Annotated in this window: 14 protein-coding genes; 11 read left to right on the top strand and 3 right to left on the bottom strand. The window is 63.1% G+C overall.

Features of this window, described 5'->3' with window-relative positions; all coding sequences use genetic code 11:
• From VGF64_14870 to VGF64_14860, 3 genes are all read right to left on the bottom strand, one after another.
• On the bottom strand, positions 1–727 hold a 727-nt coding region (locus VGF64_14870), incomplete at its 3' end, for an MBL fold metallo-hydrolase (GenBank protein HEY1636045.1).
• A 169-nt stretch (positions 728–896) separates the two neighbouring features.
• Positions 897–1,106 (bottom strand): hypothetical protein, encoded by a 210-nt coding sequence (locus VGF64_14865; GenBank protein HEY1636044.1) that lies wholly within the window; start codon positions 1,104–1,106, stop codon positions 897–899.
• A gap of 385 nt (positions 1,107–1,491) precedes the next feature.
• Complete coding sequence (locus VGF64_14860; protein HEY1636043.1) at positions 1,492–2,403, bottom strand: SDR family NAD(P)-dependent oxidoreductase; 912 nt, start codon at positions 2,401–2,403, stop codon at positions 1,492–1,494.
• Positions 2,404–3,248: 845 nt separating this feature from the next.
• Between VGF64_14860 and VGF64_14855 the strand changes: the two genes are divergently transcribed.
• From VGF64_14855 to VGF64_14805, 11 genes are all read left to right on the top strand, one after another.
• A complete protein-coding gene (locus tag VGF64_14855; GenBank protein ID HEY1636042.1) occupies positions 3,249–5,054 on the top strand; it encodes a nucleoside-diphosphate sugar epimerase/dehydratase in 1,806 nt (601 codons plus the stop codon).
• A gap of 1,268 nt (positions 5,055–6,322) precedes the next feature.
• Positions 6,323–6,757, top strand: coding sequence for a hypothetical protein (locus tag VGF64_14850; protein HEY1636041.1), 435 nt, complete (start codon positions 6,323–6,325; stop codon positions 6,755–6,757).
• A 207-nt stretch (positions 6,758–6,964) separates the two neighbouring features.
• Complete coding sequence (locus tag VGF64_14845) at positions 6,965–8,554, top strand: polysaccharide biosynthesis tyrosine autokinase (protein ID HEY1636040.1); 1,590 nt, start codon at positions 6,965–6,967, stop codon at positions 8,552–8,554.
• Positions 8,555–8,561: 7 nt separating this feature from the next.
• Complete coding sequence (locus VGF64_14840; protein HEY1636039.1) at positions 8,562–9,194, top strand: sugar transferase; 633 nt, start codon at positions 8,562–8,564, stop codon at positions 9,192–9,194.
• A 60-nt stretch (positions 9,195–9,254) separates the two neighbouring features.
• Positions 9,255–10,403 (top strand): aminotransferase class I/II-fold pyridoxal phosphate-dependent enzyme, encoded by a 1,149-nt coding sequence (locus VGF64_14835; GenBank protein HEY1636038.1) that lies wholly within the window; start codon positions 9,255–9,257, stop codon positions 10,401–10,403.
• A complete protein-coding gene (locus tag VGF64_14830; protein ID HEY1636037.1) occupies positions 10,396–11,775 on the top strand; it encodes an O-antigen polymerase in 1,380 nt (459 codons plus the stop codon). The genes VGF64_14835 and VGF64_14830 overlap by 8 nt, the downstream gene beginning before the upstream one ends.
• Positions 11,772–12,764 (top strand): glycosyltransferase family 2 protein, encoded by a 993-nt coding sequence (locus tag VGF64_14825; GenBank protein HEY1636036.1) that lies wholly within the window; start codon positions 11,772–11,774, stop codon positions 12,762–12,764. Before VGF64_14830 ends, VGF64_14825 begins: the two co-directional genes overlap by 4 nt.
• Complete coding sequence (locus VGF64_14820) at positions 12,751–14,436, top strand: oligosaccharide flippase family protein (GenBank protein ID HEY1636035.1); 1,686 nt, start codon at positions 12,751–12,753, stop codon at positions 14,434–14,436. Before VGF64_14825 ends, VGF64_14820 begins: the two co-directional genes overlap by 14 nt.
• Before the next feature lie 23 nt (positions 14,437–14,459).
• Complete coding sequence (locus tag VGF64_14815; protein HEY1636034.1) at positions 14,460–15,746, top strand: nucleotide sugar dehydrogenase; 1,287 nt, start codon at positions 14,460–14,462, stop codon at positions 15,744–15,746.
• A gap of 202 nt (positions 15,747–15,948) precedes the next feature.
• Positions 15,949–17,418 (top strand): hypothetical protein, encoded by a 1,470-nt coding sequence (locus VGF64_14810; protein ID HEY1636033.1) that lies wholly within the window; start codon positions 15,949–15,951, stop codon positions 17,416–17,418.
• A complete protein-coding gene (locus tag VGF64_14805) occupies positions 17,415–18,371 on the top strand; it encodes an NAD-dependent epimerase/dehydratase family protein (protein ID HEY1636032.1) in 957 nt (318 codons plus the stop codon). The genes VGF64_14810 and VGF64_14805 overlap by 4 nt, the downstream gene beginning before the upstream one ends.
• Positions 18,372–20,287: the final 1,916 nt, after the last annotated feature.

The raw sequence follows: 20,287 nt of genomic DNA, 5'->3' as shown, positions 1-20,287 counted from the left end.
GGCCGGACTCCACGAGCGTCGCCGCGTGGCTGAGCGCGGTGAGGATCTTGAGCTGATCGGCGTCGTGCATGGCGCCGCACGGCCCGTTGGATTCGTCGGCCAGGTGCAGCAACTGGCTGTCGCGAATATGCACCATCACATGCCCTGCGCAGTGGCCCTGACTGCGCACCACGTTCACGGCCCCGTCGCAGAACGACCACCCCGTCAGCGAGAGTGGCCCGATATCAAGCCGCTCGATGGGTTCATCTTCAAAGGTGGTGGTTGTCGCACCGAACGGTTGGAGCGGCTCGAAGATCGAGACGAGTTGGGCCGCCATCTCCTCGGGGTGGTCGTAGCCAGGTAGCACGCCAACGAGGCGACGCAAGGACGTAGTCCAGTAGGCGAGTGGATCGCGCATCTGGGCAAGTTCTTTGGCCGGCACGAGATGTTGCACCGTGGCGCGGTGGTCGTCTGCCAGCTGATCGGCCAGGTCATTGTTGCCGATGTGATCGACATGGCCGTGGGTGGTCAACACCACGAGATGTCTCCAGGCGCCGATGTCCTGAGCCGCGGCGCTCAGGACATCGCGGAAGGCTCTTGTGGCTCCCGTGTCGATGAGGAAGAGCGTGTCACCCGTCAGGTGAAGAATTGAATTGGCGACGTCAGGCTGCCCCTTGGGCGCAATCAACTCCTGGCCCTGGACCAACAACGTCGCCTGATCGATCTCGACTACCTCACCTAATGCCACGAGAGGCTCCTTTCGTCGGGCGCCATGTCCCTGCCCACTCAACGATTCGTACCTGAACGATAGAAGCCGCGAGAGGAGCACGCCGGCAGGTCCGGCGGTAGCGCCGCTGTCGTCGAGCTGACCGGACTACGTAGATTCGATTGGTGGCGCACCCACATGGCACCTTCCGTCAGCAGCCCTGGCGCAGGAAGATCGCTTTGGCCAATGCCCCCCACTCGTAGGCGACCCCATAGAGGACACTCTTTAGGTCTCGGGCGGGGACGACAAGCAGCTGACCCGTGTAACAGCGCTCGAACAGCAGGCGGGCCCTCGTGGCTTGAGTAGTGGTAGGCACGATCATGATGCGGCGCCAATTGCGCTCGGCTGCCAGGTGCCCCACGTAGCGGGCCTCTCCTTGAGTTGTAAGCGGATCAGGCCGGAAGCAGAGAATGTCGATTCCTGGTTCCGGCTGAGGGCACGGAACTTCGTGGGGAACGGTGGTAGATACGACGACCACTCTGGAGTAGCCGGCTCGTGCCAGGGCCAGCGCCTTGTCCCGACGGGGGATACTCGTAGCCAACGCCACGATGGCGTCCACGCGACCTGGCGGGTCAGTTGCAGGCCAGACAAAGAGCCTGAGGCTTGCTCCAACGATCGCCACGACGGCGCCCAGAATGACCACGACTGCCGCACGTCGCCATCGTCTGACGTTAGCGAAGCGCATCACCTGCTATCCCAGGACGGGCTGCCCACCGGTGCCTCTCTGCGTCGATCGCTCGATGGAGTCAAAGAAGCTGCAGCGGCTCCCCTCGACTGCCGCGCAGTACCGGGCGATGATAGGTCGGGTTTTCCCGCTTGAGCATCGACTCGGCCCGAGCGTGGATCACCTCGTCGGTCTGTGTGCTCTGCGGCAGGATCCAGAAGTCATCGGCCTCGACCGCGGCGACAACCTGCCCGGCGACCTCAGCTGGCTCGGTGTAGCGGACCTCGATGCCTGCCGCCTCCATCTGGGCCTCGAGGTCCTCGATAGCCAGATAGGGCGCATTTCGCGGCTTCTCCTTGGCCAGATCCGCCGGGCGATTGCGCCATGAGCTGAAGATCCCTGTTCGCAAGATGTGGGGCCCCGGAAACAGCACCGAGACGCCGATGGGTGCGCCGGCCTCCTTGAGTTGGGCGTAGAGGCACTCGGTGAGGGTCGCGACGGCCGCCTTCGTCACGGCGTACTGGGGGGTGCCGGGAAGCGGTGAGACCCCACCGTTTCCCGACGAGGTGTTCACGACGTGGCCCTCCTCACCGCCAGCGATCATGGCGGGGACGAAGGCGTTGATGCCGTGGATCACGCCGTAGACGTTGACCCCGAAAGCCCAGTGCCAATCATTGAGCTCGTGCTCCCAGAGTGCCCCTTCGGCGCCGACACCGACTCCCGCATTGTTGCAGAGCAGATGGATCGCCCCGTATCGCTCGAGGGTGCCATCTCGCAGTGCCTCGACCGACTCGTAGCTCGCCACGTTGGTCATCACCCCAGTCACCTCGAGCGATTGCGAGCGCAGCGCCTCTACGGCATGGTCGAGAGCGCCCTGCTCCACGTCGGCGAGCACGACCCGCATCCCCTCCCGCGCGAAGCGCTCCCCCATGGCCCGACCGATCCCTGCGGCCCCGCCGGTGACAACCGCGACCCTGCCCGTCAAGCTCTTCATCCGGACCTACTCCTCGCGCTCGGACAAGAGCTCGTCATAGCGCTCGTGGACGAACGGGCAGTGCGACTCTCTAGGCACCGTACCGTCGATCTCTCCCGGCTGGACACCGCGACCTCTGGAGGACGACCTGGCCCGACTCACGGACGAACAGGTCCACCATCGGATCGAGTCGGGACGCGCGCACGATTGACCTCTTGCTCTTTCGACTCTCTCGAGCCTAACGATTCTCACGTCCAGCCGCTTGCTGGTGGTCGCTAACGGGCTGAAGCAAGTACATCCTCTGCCATGCCTGAGTAGACCTGGTGGGCTCGACGGAGTTCGTCATGAGATATGCCCTATTCGACTACTAGCGGCCCGCTCGGGATGAACGTCTGATCCGACCCTGGAGCGAACACAGGATCCACCCTCAAGGGTGATGTTCGTCCAGCCGCTGCTCTCTACGGTTCAGAGAAACGCACTCGACGTCGTCGCCGTCCCATGATCGAACTACCCCGGCGTGAGGCCATCGCGAGAAGGCTGAGACTCTCTCCGAACATGGTCAGAACCCACGAGCAGAACGTGCAGGTGAGGCTCGGCGTCCGTTCGGACGTCGCTCCTGTGTCGGTGGCGCTCGAAGCTCGCCCGCGCCCCGGATACCGGCGGCGTGAACTGTGAGCAGGGCCGGCTTGAAACCCAGTCTGACCTACGCCATATCAGGCACACCGGGCAGAAGGGCAGAGGCCCGGCTGCGGTCGCTCGCGAGGCAGATCGAGCTCAGAGTCTCGTGCTTCGCTCGGCGGCGAGATGCCCTCAAGGCAGCAACCGATGGAGCCGGGTGGGCATTCGCTCTTCTCGTCGCATCCATCGTGCGGTTCAACTTCGAGCCGAGTGGTGACCAGCTCGAACGTGTGGCGCTGTTTCTTCCCTTCGTCGTACTGACGCAAGTGCTCGTTGGTACCGCTTGTGGGCTCTACAGCGGGCGGTGGTGGTTCGCCAGCTTCGAGGAGGTCGCGGCCCTGTCGAGCACGGTCGCGTTGACCTCGGCCGCAGTTGCTGGGCTGGACCTGTTGTGTGGCCTGGGAGGTGGCCCGCGTCTGGTGCCCGTGAGCACGATCATCGGGGGCGGCTTCGTCGCCGTCGTCTGGATGTGCGCCGTGCGTTATCTCTGGCGGCTCCGCCGTGACAGCGGATACCGTCCGGACGGGAAGGGCAGCACGCGGGTTCTCGTGTTCGGCGCCGGGGAGGGCGGCTCGGAGGTGATCCGGGCGATGATGCGGGATCACCGGGGGCGCTATCTGCCTGTGGCCATCTTGGACGACGATCCGGCGAAGGGAAACCTCCGGATCATGGGCATTTCCGTCGTGGGTGGGCGGCTTGCATTGCAGGACGCGGTGCAGCGGCTTGGCGCACGCGTAGTGCTCATTGCCATACCGAGCGCTGGCAGCCGGCTCGTTGCCGAGATCAACCGGTTGGCCTCCGAGTGTGGGGCTCAGGTCAAGGTGCTTCCCAGAGTCAGCGAGCTCGTCTATTGCAGCATCGGGCTCGCCGACATCAGAGACCTGACCGAGGCCGACTTGTTGGGACGGGAAGAGGTTCATACCGACGTCCCCGCCATCGCTGCCTACATCACCGGCAAGAGAGTGCTTGTATCGGGTGCCGGGGGATCGATCGGCACCGAGCTGTGCAGGCAGCTCCATCAGCTGGCTCCGGCCGAGTTGATCATGGCCGACCAGGATGGGTCTGCACTGCACGCCGTGCAGCTCTCTGTCGATGGGATCGGCTTGCTGGACTCACCTGATCTCGCCGTCCTCGACATCCGCGACAGGCGTCGAGTGCATCAGTTGCTCGAGCAGCGTCGTCCCCAGGTCATCTTCCACGCTGCCGCTCTGAAGCATCTGACGCTGCTCGAGCGCTATCCAGACGAAGCGCTCAAGACGAACGTGTTGGGGAGTCTCAATCTGCTCGAGGAGGCAGCTGCGTTCGGGGTGGAGCGATTCGTCAATATATCCACCGACAAGGCGGCGGACCCGATCAGCGTCCTGGGCTACTCGAAGCGACTGGCCGAGCGCCTGACTGCTCACGTAGCGGCGGTCGCCACAGGCACCTACCTGAGCGTGCGATTCGGCAACGTTCTGGGCACGCGGGGCTCAGTACTGACGGCCTTCGAGGCCCAGATCGCAGCAGGGAAACCTATTACCGTCACTCACCCCGAGGTGACCCGCTACTTCATGACGGTGGAGGAGGCAGTCCAACTGGTCATCCAGGCTGGAGCCATTGGCCGTCCCGGCGAGTCATTGGTGCTCGACATGGGAGAACCCGTCCGGATCGCCGATGTCGCTCGCAGGCTGGCAGAACGAGCCGATCACCAGGTCGACATCGTCTTCACTGGGCTCCGGCCCGGGGAGAAGTTGCACGAGGTCCTGTTCGGCCAAAGGGAAGAGGCGAGCGGTGGGGCTTTCCATCCACTGATCTCGCATGTCCCCGTTCCCCCATTGGATCCCGAAGCCGTGCGCCATCTCGACGCACATGTTGACTCGGGCGCGCTGATCTACACCCTACGAGAGATGTGCGGCCATCCTGCCGCAAACGAGATCGGGCTGGAACACCAGGTCCAGCTCACCCTGGCTGGCGCAACAGAGGTCGAGGAGGGAGCCACGCGTGGTGTCCACTGAGCGACTCAGCAGACATCTCCCAGCCACAGACGGCGGATTCCTCCACGCTCCCGCCATCTATCGCGGAAAGCGCGCTTTTGATTGGAGCGTGCTGATCAGCGTCAGTCTTCCGGGCCTCATGCTCGGTCTGATCTGCGGGCTAGCAGTCCGACTGACTTCTCGTGGTCCCGTCCTCTTCCGCCAGGAACGTGTGGGCCTGAGGGGGTCCTCTTTCCGCGTCTACAAGTTCCGAACGATGTGCCACCGCCCCGAAGGCAACTCCTTGTTCCCTCGAGAGGATGACATCACCCCGGTCGGTCGGTGGCTGCGCCGCCTCTCACTTGACGAGCTGCCCCAGCTGCTGAACGTCGCCCACGGTGACATGAGCATTGTCGGGCCCCGACCAGCTCTCTCCTTTCAAGTTGAGCGCTTCACCGAGCGACAACGACGACGCCTCGCAAGCCGCCCCGGACTCACCGGGCTGGCTCAGGTTAGGGGCCGAAATGCGCTGGCTTGGTCGGAGCGAATCGAGCTGGACCTCGAGTACATCGATCGGCAGTCCCTTGCACTTGACCTGTCGATCCTGACCTCCACGGTCCCGACTGTATTGCGAGGTTCTGGAGTTGGGGGCCATCCAGTCGATGATCCCTTTGCACATAGCGACACGGCGAAGTCGGGACCATGACTCTTGCGCATCGCAATCGACCACCAGGACTGCGGAGAGCGCTGAAGTGATCAGGCCGATTGAGATTCAAGATCCGGAATGGGATCTCGTGGCTGGTGACTTGCCTCCGGAGCCGTATTGTGACCGGACCTATCTGGCGGCGGTAGCGGCGGCGGACGGTACTCGCCCGCTATTGATCCAGGCTCAGGGCTCGGACTGGTCGGCTGTCTACGTGATCGTACTCTGCCCACTGTCGAACGGAACGCTCATGGCTCGGACTCCCGAGTACGGCGGCCCGTACATTCGCAGCCACGGACCAGTGGGGAAGGCGGCGGCGGAGCTTCGTCGACAGCTGGACGAGCACATACCCTCGCTCGGAGCAATCGAGGAAGTGGTTCTCCTGAGTCCGTGGCTCCCGGACCGTAGGGCGATCGCGGAGGCGTGGTCCTGCAAGCCAGAGAAGGAGATCTGCCTGGTTCGGCTTCGCGAGCTGCCGAAGCTCTGGGAGGCGATGCAAAGGCGGCGCCGTCGCTATATCCGTCACATTCGGCGACAGGTCCCGACCTCCGTATCCGACTTCACGTTGGACGGTGCGGCCCGCTTCTCCGTCAGATACACCGCAGCGATGGACCGCCTCGACGCCAGCCCGCGGTGGCGCTTTGGGCCCGAGTACTTCGATAGCCTCGCAACCCGCGCTGGTGGCCACTTCATGCTGGTCGAGGTCGAGGGAGAGGCTGGCGGTGCAGCCGGGCTCTTTCTTGTTGTTGGAACACGGGCCGCTCACTATCTGGCCGCGCGCTGGGGCGCAGAGGCGGGGGCATCGAATTTCGCGCTTTGGCACGGACTCGAGCGACTGCGCGACGCGGGTGTCGATGAGGTGCTTCTGGGCGGCGGCCTGACCAGCAGGCCTAACGATTCATTGCTGGGTTACAAGGTCAACTTCGGCAGCTATACGACATGGCTACACCTCGGCGGGAGAATCTACAGCGCCACCTCCCTTCGTGAGGCCATCGACAATGGCCAAGTCCGTCCGCCCCCAAAGTCATCGCTGACTCTATGAGACGGATCCATCTATCCCCTCAACACGTCGGCGACGAGGAATGGCGCCTCGTCTTCGATGCTTTCGTCGACCTGGGTAGCGGTCCCGCCTCCGGTGAGGTGGGGCTTCGAGGGTCGCGAGCCCAGCTTGACGGTCCAAAGAATCGACTAAGGAGTCACTACCTTGGCCACTGACCCAACAACGGCACAATCACAATTGGCCGGCTGCATGCGCGTGTTGAGGCGAAGGAAGCTGTTGATCGCGCTGGTGGTCGTGCTCGGTGTGGCGGGCACGCTGGCCGTCTCGTTCCTGCAGACACCCAAGTACACGAGCACCGCCCAAGTTCTCATCCAGCCGAGCGGCACACCCCAGGCACTGAGCCCCAACAACACGATCCAGCTCCAGCCGTCCGACATCGACACCCAGGTTCAGCTCATCACGAGTGCTCCGGTCCGGGCCGCGGTGACCCGGCAGGTGGGTCCCGTCCCGACGCCGTCAGTACAGGCTGTGGGCCAGACGGACGTCATCAGCATTGCCTCCACGAGCACCGACCCACGCCGCGCCTCCGCCGTGGCGAACGCCTTTGCAACTAGTTACGTGGGTGTCCGACGTACCCAGGCCGTGGACGCCCAGCTCGCGGCGGCGGCGGAGATCCAGGGCAGGATCAGTGACCTGGGTCGGCAGATGGCGGCACTTTCGCCCCAGGACCCCGCGCAGAGTGCGCTTGCCGACCAGCAGGCTGCGTTCAGAACCCAGTTGGGGCAGCTTCAGGTCAACAGCGCAGTCGAGACGGGTGGCGCCCAAGTGGCGTCTCCGGCCTCGGTTCCAACGTCTCCCAGCTCGCCGCGAATCTTGGTGAATGCCTTGATCGGCCTCGTTGTCTCGCTGATCGTCGGAATCGGGCTGGCCTTTCTCCGTAACAGTCTCGACGACTCGATCCAGACAAAGGAGGATCTCGAACGCGCCGCCGCCCGCGTTCCCGTCTTGGGACTCATTCCGAGGGTCGCTGGCTGGAGGAAGAAGTCCCAGGCCGGGACTATCTCCCTGAACGACCCGCACGCGCCTGCGGCCGAGGCCTACCGAAACCTGCGCACCGCTATTCAATTCCTGCATCCCGACAGCCCGATACGCACCCTGCAGATCACCAGCTCCAGCGCTTCAGAGGGCAAGTCCACGACAGTCGCCAATCTCGCCGTCACGATTGCGCGTGCTAGTCAGCGGGTCATCATCGTCTGCTGCGACCTGCGCGCTCCCCGTATCCACGAATTCCTTGGTTTGACGAACGAGTTCGGCTTCACGTCCGTGTTCCTGGGCGAGCGTCAGCTCGAGAACGCCCTTCAGCCCGTCCCCGGTGAGAATGGTGTGTCGCTGCTCGCGGCTGGCCCGATGCCGCCGAACCCGGCGGAGCTTCTCGCCTCGGAGCGCACCACGGACCTGCTGATGAGTGCCAAATGCCAAGCAGACGTAGTTCTTCTCGACTGCCCTCCGGTACTGCCTATGACCGACGCCGCTGTCCTGTCGCGCTCTGCCGACGCCACCCTTGTCGTCGCATCTTCGGGCAAGACGAGGGCCAAGGAGGTCGGACGGGCGCTCGAGGTGCTGCACCAAGTAGATAGCCCAGTGGTCGGCACCATTCTCAACAAGGTTGTCGGGCAGGCCGCCCACGGATATGGGAGCACCTACGGGTACCACCGACCCCCGCTACACGAGGTGAGCAACGGATCCAGCGACGGGCATTCCGTTCCCGGGCCGGTGTTCAGGAATACCTCGTCCTCTCCCAACTATTCATTCAGCCCGACCTCACCACGAGGCGAGTGACCCGAAGATGGCTACCGACATCTTTCCCGAAAAGGTGGCGTACCGGGGAAAGCGCGCCCTTGACTGGACGGTGCTGATCGGCGTCGGCCTGCCCGCCCTGCTGCTCGGTGGGGTGTGCGCGCTCGCAGTGCGACTGTCGTCGCCCGGACCGATACTGTTCCGTCAGGAGCGTGTGGGCCTCGGCGGGCGGTCGTTTCGCCTCTACAAGCTCCGCACAATGTTCGATCGTCCCGACAATTCGCTATTCCCCACGCCAGACGAGATCACGCCGGTCGGCCGGCTCCTGCGTCGCCTTTCCCTTGACGAGCTACCTCAGCTGCTGAACATCGCCCGCGGCGATATGAGCATCGTCGGGCCGCGACCGGCACTGGCTCTTCAGGTCCGCTGCTACACCCAGCGGCAACGAGGACGCCTTGCGAGCCGCCCCGGCCTCACCGGGCTGGCACAAGTACGGGGCCGGAACACGCTGGATTGGTCGGAGCGAATCAGGTTGGACCTCGAATACATCGATCGGCAGTCCATCGCACTCGATCTGTCGATCCTGGCCTCCACGGCCTCGGCAGTTTTGCGGGGCTCTGGTCTCGAGGCCACCAACCTCGATGATCCTCTGGCAACGGGCGATGTTGCGAATCCGGGGTGAGGCAGCGATGGCACGCGTCCCGCACCGGAGGCAATCAGGGCGGCGATCATCGGTGATCCTGTGACGCGCATCTACCTCTCTCCGCCGCATCTCGGGGACGAGGAAGGCCGCCTCGTCTTCGATGCCCTCGCCTCGAACTGGGTGGCGCCGCTCGGTCCGCACGTCGACGCTTTCGAAACCGAGTTTGCCGACACCGTTGGAACTGATCACGCTTTGGCGCTGTCGAGCGGTACGGCTGCTTTGCACCTTGCCCTCTTGGTCGCGGGCGTCGGGCCTGGGGACGAGGTCGTTGTGCCGACCTTGACCTTCGTCGCCACCGCCAACGCGGTCCGCTACGTGGGGGCCCAACCAGTGTTCATCGACAGCAGTCCGGATACTTGGACTCTCGATCCCACCTTGCTCGCAGAAGAGCTTGCCGCGAGGGCAAGGCGCGGTCGACAGCCCAAAGCTGTGCTGTCGGTCGACCTGTACGGACAATGCGCCGATTATGACGCAATACGCTCATGCTGCGAACCATACGGTGTTGCGATCATCGAAGACGCTGCCGAAGCCCTAGGGGCAACGTACAGAAATCGGCCGGCTGGCAAGTTGGGCGACCTGGCCGCGTTCTCCTTCAATGGCAACAAGATCATCACCACAAGTAGTGGGGGGATGCTCGTATCCGACGACGAGGTACCAATGGCGCGTGCGCGACACCTGTCAAACCAGGCCCGCCTGCCTGCGTTGCACTTCGAGCATAACGAGGTCGGATACAACTATCGCATGAGCAATATCCTGGCCGCCCTCGGTCGCGCGCAGTTGAAGACACTCGCGAAGCGGGTTGCCCGCCGGCGGGCGATCAATGCCGAATATCGTGCCGCCCTGGATGAGCTCCCCGGCGTCCACTTCATGCCGGACGCTCACTATGGCATCCCCACGTCGTGGCTGACCTGCCTAATGATCGATCCCGCTGTCTTTGGCGCGTCTCGCGACGACGTCATCGACTTTCTGGCTGGCGACGACATCGAGGCCCGTCCCATCCTCAAGCCGATGCACCTGCAGCCGCTCTACGCGGGATCTTCCGCCAGAGGAGGCGAGGTGGCATCACGGATCTTCTCGAAGGGGCTCTGCTTGCCGAGCGGCTCGAACATGTCAGATAGCGACATAGAGCGCGTCGTCGACGCCATTCTCCATCTGGCTCCACAGATGTCCTCCAAGAGGCTTGCGTGATGAGGACCGTAAGCCCGCAGTGGGTGCCCGGTACGAACTACCGGCGGAGTCGGCGAAGATGACCCCCGCCATTGCCTTAGCGATCCTCGGCGCCTTCCTGACCGTCGCATCGGCCGCCGTCCTCCGTCGGTGGCTTCATCCCGTGGTCATGTACTTCGCGTTGTGGACCGTCATCTTGCTGTCCCTCGTACCGAACCTTCTCCATCTGCGACCCCTGACCGCACGGGGAGCTGGGCTCCTCGCCCTGGGACTCGGGGCGGTCTTCCTGGGATGCTTGGGGGGGCAAGAGCTTGCCCGGCGACTGCGCTCCAACGAGGACCACAACCCCACTCACCCCGATTCCTCCACAGTCCGCCTGACGGTCTTTCTGCTCATAGCGACGATCCTCTTCGTCTATGGCGTCTTCATCTTCCGCAACTCGATCAGCGCTGCAGCCGGTGGAGGGTCAGGGTTCTCTTCACTCGAGCCCCAGCAGGTCCTCTATTTGAGCGAGCACGGAAACGCAAATTCTAGTCTCTCAGGTATATTCGTCAGTCTCGCGCCAGTCATCGCCTGTGGGGGCGTCATTCTTGGTCGGCGTATCGTATGGGGCTACGCGTTCACGATCCTGGCATTGGTGCTGATAACCACCGATCCGGCTCGGACCTTGACCTACATCACGGCTGTTGCAGCGCTAATTACCTGGTTGTACACATCGCGCCGAGGTCGGCGCCGGTACAGCGTCTGGCGAGTCACGATCGCTGCCCTGGCGGCAATCGGTGGCCTACTCTACTTCCATCACCAGGAAGTGGTACTGAACAAGACACAGCACATAGCGACGCTGGACGCATCACCGCTTCCGAGCTCCCTGGTGCCGACGACTCTCTTCTTCACTGGCGCTCCCGTTGCTCTCAGTCAGGCGTTGGACAGCCACCGAGACCCCGCCGCAGGCCCAAGTCTGCGCACCATCTGGATCGTCCCCCGGGTCGCGCAACTTGTCGATTCACGGGTGCAAGTTCCGAACACCGTTGCTCAGTTCGTGCAGATACCGTACAGCTACAACGTCTATACGTGGGTGGGCGATGCCTATTACGACTTCGGCGTCGCCGGCATCATTGGCGAGGGAATTTTGCTCGGTGCCGTCTCAGTGGTCCTAGATGCTCTTGCCCGCAAGCGCCGTACTGCTCTGTGGACGTCGTTGGGAGCGGTCTGGGTAGGAGTCCTTTTCAGCAGCATCTTCACGTTCCAGGTGTTTTGGCTCGGGACGGCTACATGGATTCTCGCCAGCCTTGTCATCTTCTCGAGACAATCGCCCAACTTGCTGTCGCGTTCACCTGGAGCGCCAGCCGCCGAACAGCAACAGCAGCCTGACACAATGCGGGTCACGGGATGATGTCCGTCACGAGCCCCTTACCGCATGTTGAGCGGGAGCCTTCGGTCGACATCGTCATCGTCAACTGGAACGCCGGACGATACCTCCTCCGGTGCCTGGAGTCGATTGAACAGATCGACGATTCCGATGCCGACGTCACCACCGTCGTCGTCGTGGACAATGCGTCGACAGACGACTCGCTGGCGAGGTTGGACACCTTGGCCCTACCCCTCAAGGTGTTACGAAACTCTGAGAACCGTGGGTTCGCGGCCGCGTGCAATCAAGGTGCGGCTGGGAGCCACGCTGACTACGTCCTGTTCCTCAACCCCGATACGCAACTGTCCGAGCAGTCCTTGGCGACGGCTGTGCGGTTCATGCAGAGCGAGAAGGCCACGAGAGTCGGGATTTGCGGCGGCCACATGACGGAAGAAGATGACAGCCCCGGGAACTCGTGCTCACGCTTTCCATCACTCAGGTGTGCATTCGCCAAGATGATCGGGCTGAACCTCCTCCTGCCACGGTGGTTCCCCAGCCAAGAGCTCTCTCCGGCGGAGACCGTCCTCAGTCGTCCCGTTGACCAGGTGATCGGAGCGTTCTTCCTTGTGCGGCGCTCACTCCTCTCGCGGCTGGGTGGGTTCGACGAGCGATATTTCCTGTACTACGAGGACGTTGACTTCTCGTTCCGTGCTAGCCAACTCGGATACAGCTCGTATTTCTTGGCTAACGTCCACGTCTATCACAAGGGGAACGTGAGCTCGGACCAGGTGCGAGCCAAGCGCCTCTTCTACAGCTTGCGCAGTCGCGACGCCTACGCTGCTCGATACTGGCCGCGCTGGAAGGCAAGACTCTTGGTCGCCCTCAACCTTGCTGTTGAGTTGCCGGCACGATGCCTCAAGGCTGGGTTGTCAGGGAATTGGCGCGAGCTGAGACACACCGTCGAGGGCTACCGCTGCTACACGGCTCAACTGCTGACAGCGCGTCGGCATGGTGACGACGATGGCACGCGATAGGTACGGGCTTCAGCGCTGGCGTGCGGTTCGTCAGCCAGGCACCGAGTGCAGCCGTGTAGAAGAAGGCGGGAACGGGTCGAGCATCACCAGGGGTCGGGTCGCTCAGCGTGCGCCGCTCCTGACGCGTATTGGCTACAGCGGAGTCTCGCAGCTGTTTCCGTTGCTTGCCACCTTCATCCTCACACCCTTCCTGATCGCGAGGCTCGGACTCGACCGGTTCGGCATCTGGTCGCTCGCCCTCGTCCTCCTGGCGACACTGACTGCACTCGACGGTGGCATGATCCCCTCGTTGGCGCGGTTCTTCGCGCTCTATGGGGCCCGTCACGACCGGGCAAGTGCAGGCCGACTCCTTGTCGGATCTTCGGCGCTGTTCCTCCTGTTGGGCGTGCTGGCGGGGGTCATCGCGCTGTTGCTCGGGTCACAGATCATAGGCCTGGCGAGCATCCCCCGACCGTTTCAACACGACGCTGTACAGGCGATTCGCTTCCTCGGCCCATTGCTGGCCCTCGCCCTCATAAGTGACGGCGTCACCGCATTGCTGCAAGCCAATCAGCGCTTCGCCCCGCTGGCCGCGGTCTCAGCATGCTCTGCCGTGGGCTACGTCGTGACAGCTATGGTGCTCGTGGCGGGGGGTGGAGGTTTCGGTGCCCTGATCGCAGCCCTCTCGGTCAGGTACGGCGTGGTGATCGTCATAGGGCTCTTCATCGGCGGTCGGCACATGAGACTGAGTCGCCCAGTGATGCCAGACGTGGCGATGCGACGCGACATCTGGAGCTTTGCGCTCCCAATGCAGATCTCGGGCGTCGTCACCTTCGTCGCCGGGGAGACGGACGCCCTAGTCATTGCCCTGTTGCTACCGGTGCGCTATGTCGGGCTGTATTCGGTCGGATACCAAGCCGCGGTCGCCCTGAGGAGTCTCCCCACCTACGCGTTTCCACCGCTCCTCACGAGGATGACCGAGGTCTTCGCGACTCGAGGTCGGGACGGCGCCGTTGCCGAGTTCCGCGTTCTGGGAAGCCAGTGGCTCCAGGCGGTTCTCGGATATGGCGCCGTGGCTACCGCCGCCGTTGGCTTCGGTGTGCGCGCGTGGCTAGGCAACGGCTTTGCAGTCAGTGAGCTCGTTGCCGTGGTGCTCATGGCCGGCTTCACGCTCCACGTAGGTATCACCGGCATGCGTACCTGCTTCGTGCGAGCTGTCGGCCGACCCGGCCTCGAGACCAGGTACTCCGTGGTGGCCATGATCATCAACGTGGTCCTCACTGTGCCGTTGGCGCTCTTCTTCGGTGTCACCGGCGTAGTTGTCGGGACCGCCGTCGGTCTCACTGGTGGTTCCCTCTACTTTGTCCGCCTCTGCGGATCCGCCAAGCTGCGCGAACGAACGCCCAGACCGGGATTTGCCCTCGTTGTGCTTCTCGTGGTCGCACTCACGATCATCAGCGAGGTGCCCTTGGCGGCCACCGGCTGGCACGGACTGCTGCCTCTGCTATTGGCCTGCGTACCGCCCCTCACCGCGCTGGCCTTGATTGCCAACCATCTTCGCTCGGAGGGCGACCCGGGCCTCTCGACCTCCCGCCGTATGGGAGACGGGCACTCGAAGGCCGATCGGCTCCACGTCGCCGGCCGTCGAGTGTGTTTTGCCGCCGCGAGACTGATCACACCGGTTCGGGAATGAACACCATATCGGAGGGACGTGACATGCAAGATTGCCTCGCTCGGGCTGAGCAGCAGAACGTGGTGGTGGTGGGCCAAGGCTACGTAGGCCTTCCACTGGCCATGCGGGCGGTGGAGGTCGGGCATCGTGTGGTGGGCCTCGACACTGATCAGGCCCGAGTGAAGCGCCTGGCCGCAGGCGAATCGTACGTGGAGGACGTGTCCGACAAGACACTCGCCGCGGCGGTCGCGTCCGGCCGATACCAGCCGGCGACCAAGCCCAAGGCCTGCGCAGGGTTCGATGTGGCCATTATCACCGTCCCAACACCACTGCGAGAAGGCAACCCTGACCTGTCCTACATCGAGTCATCTGCTGCCACCTTGGCCCGCTACCTGCGCCCAGGCGCGACGGTGATTCTCGAGTCGACGACCTACCCCGGTACCACCGAGGAGCTCGTAGGGCCGATCCTGGAGGAGGGGTCCGGCCTCCTTGCCGGCGCTGACTTCCATCTCGGGTACAGCCCCGAACGAATCGACCCCGGTAACTCCAGTTGGGACCTGGTGAACACCCCCAAAGTGGTCTCCGGCGTCGACGTCGCCTCGCTCGCCGCCGTGCGGCGCTTCTATGACACGATCGTCGAGTCGACAGTGCCCACGTCCGGGGTTCGAGAGGCCGAGCTATCGAAGCTCCTCGAGAACACCTTCCGCCATGTGAACATCGCACTTGTCAACGAGCTCGCCATGTTCGCCAACGATCTCGACATCGACGTATGGAAGGCCATGGACGCGGCCGCCACCAAGCCCTTCGGTTTCATGCGATTCTCTCCTGGGCCTGGGGTGGGAGGTCATTGCCTACCTATCGATCCCAGCTACCTCTCGTGGCGGGTACGGCGGACGCTTGGCCGGTCGTTCCGGTTTGTCGAGTTGGCCAACGACATCAACGACCACATGCCCGAGTACATCGTGAGCCGCCTCGTTGTCGCTCTCAATCGGGAGCGGAAGACCCTGAACGGGAGCCGCATCCTCCTCCTCGGCCTGGCCTATAAGCGCAACACCGGTGACGCCCGAGAGTCACCAGCGATGATGATCGCTCGCCGGCTGCTCGCCCTCGGGGCGGACGTGGTGGCCGCCGACCCGCACGTGGTCGAGGAGCACGTCGTCGACTCCCGCGTGGTGAAGGTCGAGGCCAGCTCGGAGGAGGTGGCCGCGGCCGACGCCGTGGTGCTTCTGACGAACCACGACAGTTTCGACTTCGACTCGATAGCAGCCTCCGCCCACTTGGTGCTCGATACGAGGAGACACCTCGAGGGCGAGAGAGTCGAGCACCTGTGAGGGCGAGCCTGTGATGCTCGGAGTGAAGCTCGCTGTGATAACTGATCAGGGCCAGGTCCCGAGGTTTGGCCTTGAAGCTCTGAATTCGGTCACGAGTTGCGACGAGATCACGGTTCTCTCCTGCTCCAACAGCCGCAGAACGCGTCCGCCACGACAGCACGCTGCCCATCACGCCTTGAGCCGGTTGACCATGCGCAACCCGATGACGGCACGTGTGCCCGTTACCACGGGCACCAAGCGGATCGCTCGAACGATCACGTTCGAGTCCCAGCATGAAGGTGCTCGGCAGTCGTTTCCTGCCACGGTCCTGACGGACCTTTCGACCGCCGGCTTCGATGTGGTCGTCAAGCTCGGGATGGGCCTGTTGACATTGCCCCAGGAACCAAAGCTGCCGCCCATCATCTCCTATCACTACAGTGGCCCGGAACGCCACCCCGGCGCGTCTGAGGGATTTTGGGAAGTGGTCCACGGCGAATCAACCATGGGCCAGATGGTCAGGGTCCTCACGAATAATGCGGATGACGCAACATGCGCCGCTTTTGCCGAAACCCGTGTGTATGCTCACTCACTACGGGCGACTCTCATAGAGGCCTACCGACACTCGCCCTTCCTTCTCCAAGAAGCGGTCGAGAATGTCTGTTTCGGCAGATCAGTCCCAGCCACCATCCCTAGAGAGAATTGCGCCCTCCCGTCGAACACGGCCGTCGTGAGCCTGCTGTTCATGATGGCCTTCAGCCTCCTCAAGCGCCTCTGCTACGGGGCGTTCGTCGAGAAGAGGTGGAATGTCTCTCTGGCGAACTGCTCGCCCGATCGAGTCGAAGCAGTAATCACGGGTCGACCCTTCCCGTCCCCGCGCGATTGGAGGACGCTACCAGTCACACGGTCCCAACTCTTCTTCGCCGACCCCTTCTTCAGCGAGGGGCTAGGCGGGGTCGTCGTTGAAGCCGTAAATAGGCGAACGGGCTTGGGAGAAATCCTGCTCGTGTCAGACGACGGGCAGCGTCGTCTATCAAACAACAGCGGGGCGCACTACTCCTATCCTTGCACTATCAGCCTACGTGGGTCCGAGTTCATTCTTCCGGAAGTTGCCAGCTGGTCCTCGCCAATCATCTACGGCCTCGAGGACAAGCGCATGGTCGAGCAGAAGGAGCTGTCGATAGCAGGCTCGACGCCCGTTGTGGATCCTACGCTGGCCGAGCACGAGGGGAGGTTCTATCTCTTCGGAAATATCCCGTCCGTCGGGAACGGCGCCCTTTTCCTATGGTCCTCGAGCTCCATTGATGGACACTTCGATCTTCACCCAGCCAGCCCAGTCAGAATTTCTCCGCAAGGGTCTCGAATGGGTGGTGGTCTGCTAAAGCTTGACAAGCGGCTTATCAGATTCGGGCAAACATCCACATCCGGCTATGGAGACGGACTGATCGCCTTCGAAGTCCATGTCCTGACCCCAGATCGTTACAGTGAGGTCCTTCTCGGCGAGATACGTCTGGGGCACCAGCGCGGTCCACATACTCTGAATTTTTATCGAGACCAGCTTGTGTTCGATTCGTATCGCAACCGAGTATCGGTGCTTGCTGGAGTACGCAGGCTCCGCGCTCTGCATCAGAGAAGGCGCAGGCGAGCTACCACTACCGGGCCTCGCATGACGAGATGGTCTCGAGCTGCGTCATGAAGTCGCTCGTTACCGGAGGTGCTGGGTTCATCGGCAGCCACTTGGTGCGTGCCATGCTCGACTCTGGCCACGAGGTCCGGGTGCTGGATGACCTGTCCTCTGGACACCTGGAAAACGTCGATGGTCGAGCTACGTTCGTCAAGGGCGACGTCGCCGACATGGGCATCGTCTCAGACGTCGTAGACGGTATCGACGTCGTGTTCCACCAAGCCGCACACCGTGCTGTGCTCCAGTCAGTTGAGGACCCGCTCAGCACTGACGTCGCGAACATCCACGGGACGTTGACTGTGCTCAAGGCCTCGTTGGATGCCGAAGTCAGTCGAGTCGTGGCTGCGTCTTCGAGCAGCGTCTACGGGGGTGCGAACCAGCTTCCGACCCCCGAATCGGCGGGGCTTCATCCTCGGTCCCCGTATGCCGCGTCCAAGCTGGGTGGAGAGCTGTACTGCCGTGTCTTCGCGGAGCAATACGGTCTCGCTACCGTCTCACTCCGCTACTTCAATGTGTACGGCCCGCGCCAACGTCCTGACTCTCGCTATGCGGCCGTCATCCCTCTCTTCATTGATGCACTTCGGTCTCAGGTACCGCCGGTGGTACACGGCGACGGCAAGCAGACCCGCGACTTCACATTCGTGGAAGACGTCGTGGCAGCGAACCTCGCCGCGGCAATGGCGCCCAGAGAGAAGTGCAGTGGTGCCGCCTTCAACATCGCCTGCGGCGACCCTCATAGCTTGATCGAGCTCTTGGAGTCACTTCGTCAGATCATGGGGGCCGACACGAGTCCGCAATATGCAGGCCCCAGAGCGGGGGATGTTCGGCACTCCTATGCCGACATCTCGGAGGCCAGCAGGTGTCTCGGATTCACCCCGAGCGTAGGCCTCGAGGAAGGACTGCGGCGCACGGTCGCCTGGTTTACTACTGAGTCTGCCGCAGCGGCGCAGGGCATCATGAGATGAAGAACGACCGCGGGCCGATTCTCCATGTCACAGCCATCGAGATCACGGCGCGCACCCTGCTCTTGCCGCAGCTCCAAGCGCTGAGGGACAAGGGCTATCGAGTGACACTCGCCTGTGCGCCGGAGGGGCGGAGCTTTCACCCGTCTCTGGATGTCTTTGAGCCGCATCCGATACGGTTCCCTCGAAAGTTCGAGCCCGGCAGCCTCATGTCCGCCATGTGGGAGCTCAAGCGATTGATTCGCACCTGCCGCCCTCGTGTCGTTCACTTTCACACGCCGGCAGCGTCGATTCCGGGCCGAGCCGCATTGGCGCTGGGCTCGAGTGGTTGGCCACGAGTGGTGTTCACGGCCCACGGCCTGTCGTACCAAGCGGACTCATCCGGCCGTTCAGATCGATACCTTGCTCACATCGAACGGCTTCTATCACGCCGAACGGACCTACTGCTCTTCCAGTCCAGGGAGGACCTTGATCACGCTCGTGAAAGTGGGTATTGCGGCCGTCTCCGCTACCTCGGCAACGGAGTCGAAGACGGGTGGTTCACGGGAGAGGATCGACGCGTTCGCCGTCGAGGGCGGCTTCGAGCGGTGTACGTGGGCCGGCTTACGAGGGCGAAGGGGCTGCTGGATCTGCTTACGGCGCTCCGAGAAGTCGACTCCGTGGATCTCACGGTCGTCGGATCCGAGCTACCGTCGGATCGCGGCGGGGTCATGGCCAAAACGCATGACATCGCAGCGGGCCTAGGTGACCGCGTCCGCTTCACCGGATCGTTGGACGCTGCTGCCATTCGTCGCCTACTTGCAAGTGCCGACGTCTTCGTATTGCCCAGTTGGCGGGAGGGCTTGCCGAGATCGATCATCGAGGCCATGGCCGCGGGTCTTCCCGTGTTGGCCAGTGGCATTCGTGGTTGTCGAGAGCTGGTCGAACCCGGAGTCAACGGGTGGTCGTTTCCTCCACGTAATCCTAGTGGTCTCTCCTCCACGCTTCGACAGGCTGCTGAGACTCCCACGCTCGAACTAGCCCGGATGGGCCGAGCCAGCTTCGATCGCGCCAGCACCCATCATCGCGAAGCGGCCGTATTCCGGCGATTGTTTGCTGCATACGATGAGCTCGGTGTAGGGCCGTGAGTGACGTTGCCCTTCGCTCGGGCACTCTGGTCGATCCGGTGTCGCCACGCCGGAGGAGGCTATGACACCCTCCCCGATCTCATTCGTGACTCCATACGGTCCGGACGCTCCCAGTACGCGCATCCGCGTCCACGAGTGGATCAGCCGGATGGGCCTCGATGTTCGGCCCACAGATTACCTGGGTTATGCGTCCGCGCGGCCCAGCCTCCTGGCGCGCCATCCTCTCGCAGTTCTTCAGGCTGAACGGCGCCTACGCCGGCTTGCCGGGTCGCGCTCCCGTTTACTGTTCCTGCAGCGCCAAGCCTCTCCGTTCGGCAACGGAAGGCTCGAAAGTCGGCTCCTGCGAAGTGCAGAGTTTTCTGTCTACGACTTCGATGATGCCCTGATGTGGGACCGGGGAGAGGGTAGTTTGGTGCGCCGCCTCGCCCCACCCGCACCGCGAGCGCGCGCGGCCGTGAAGACCGCTGATCGCGTCATTGCGGGCAATAGGATCCTGGGGCAATGGGCCGCAACGCTCAACGACGACGTTGTTGTCATCCCAAGTTGCGTCGACCTCGATGACTACGAGCCGAAGGTGAACTTCGACTTATCTGATCCTCCCACATTGGGGTGGATAGGCTCGGCATCGAGCATCTCCTCCTTGCGGAGCTTCACGGGTGCTCTTCTCGAGATCCACAGGCGGACTGGCGCTCGATTGCGCGTTCTCGGTCCTAGCCCGGTGTCGCTCGGTCCGCTTGACACGATGGCGAACCAGTCCTTGTGGTCACCTCGAGCGCAAAGGGCCTTACTGCG

Source organism: Acidimicrobiales bacterium, assembly GCA_036491125.1.
In the GTDB taxonomy this organism is placed as follows: Bacteria; Actinomycetota; Acidimicrobiia; order Acidimicrobiales; family AC-9; genus AC-9.
The sequence above is the reverse complement of the archived record's forward strand: the minus strand, read 5'-3'. Positions and strand labels throughout refer to the sequence as shown.

Excerpts from the sequence above, each read along its gene's own strand:
- VGF64_14860 (HEY1636043.1), bottom strand. The coding sequence starts at position 2,403 with ATGAAGAGCTTGACGGGCAGGGTCGCGGTTGTCACCGGCGGGGCCGCA.
- VGF64_14850 (HEY1636041.1), top strand. The coding sequence starts at position 6,323 with ATGGACCGCCTCGACGCCAGCCCGCGGTGGCGCTTTGGGCCCGAGTAC.
- VGF64_14845 (HEY1636040.1), top strand. The coding sequence starts at position 6,965 with ATGCGCGTGTTGAGGCGAAGGAAGCTGTTGATCGCGCTGGTGGTCGTG.
- VGF64_14840 (HEY1636039.1), top strand. The coding sequence starts at position 8,562 with ATGGCTACCGACATCTTTCCCGAAAAGGTGGCGTACCGGGGAAAGCGC.
- VGF64_14825 (HEY1636036.1), top strand. The coding sequence starts at position 11,772 with ATGATGTCCGTCACGAGCCCCTTACCGCATGTTGAGCGGGAGCCTTCG.
- VGF64_14820 (HEY1636035.1), top strand. The coding sequence starts at position 12,751 with ATGGCACGCGATAGGTACGGGCTTCAGCGCTGGCGTGCGGTTCGTCAG.
- VGF64_14815 (HEY1636034.1), top strand. The coding sequence starts at position 14,460 with ATGCAAGATTGCCTCGCTCGGGCTGAGCAGCAGAACGTGGTGGTGGTG.
- VGF64_14810 (HEY1636033.1), top strand. The coding sequence starts at position 15,949 with ATGACGGCACGTGTGCCCGTTACCACGGGCACCAAGCGGATCGCTCGA.
- VGF64_14805 (HEY1636032.1), top strand. The coding sequence starts at position 17,415 with ATGAAGTCGCTCGTTACCGGAGGTGCTGGGTTCATCGGCAGCCACTTG.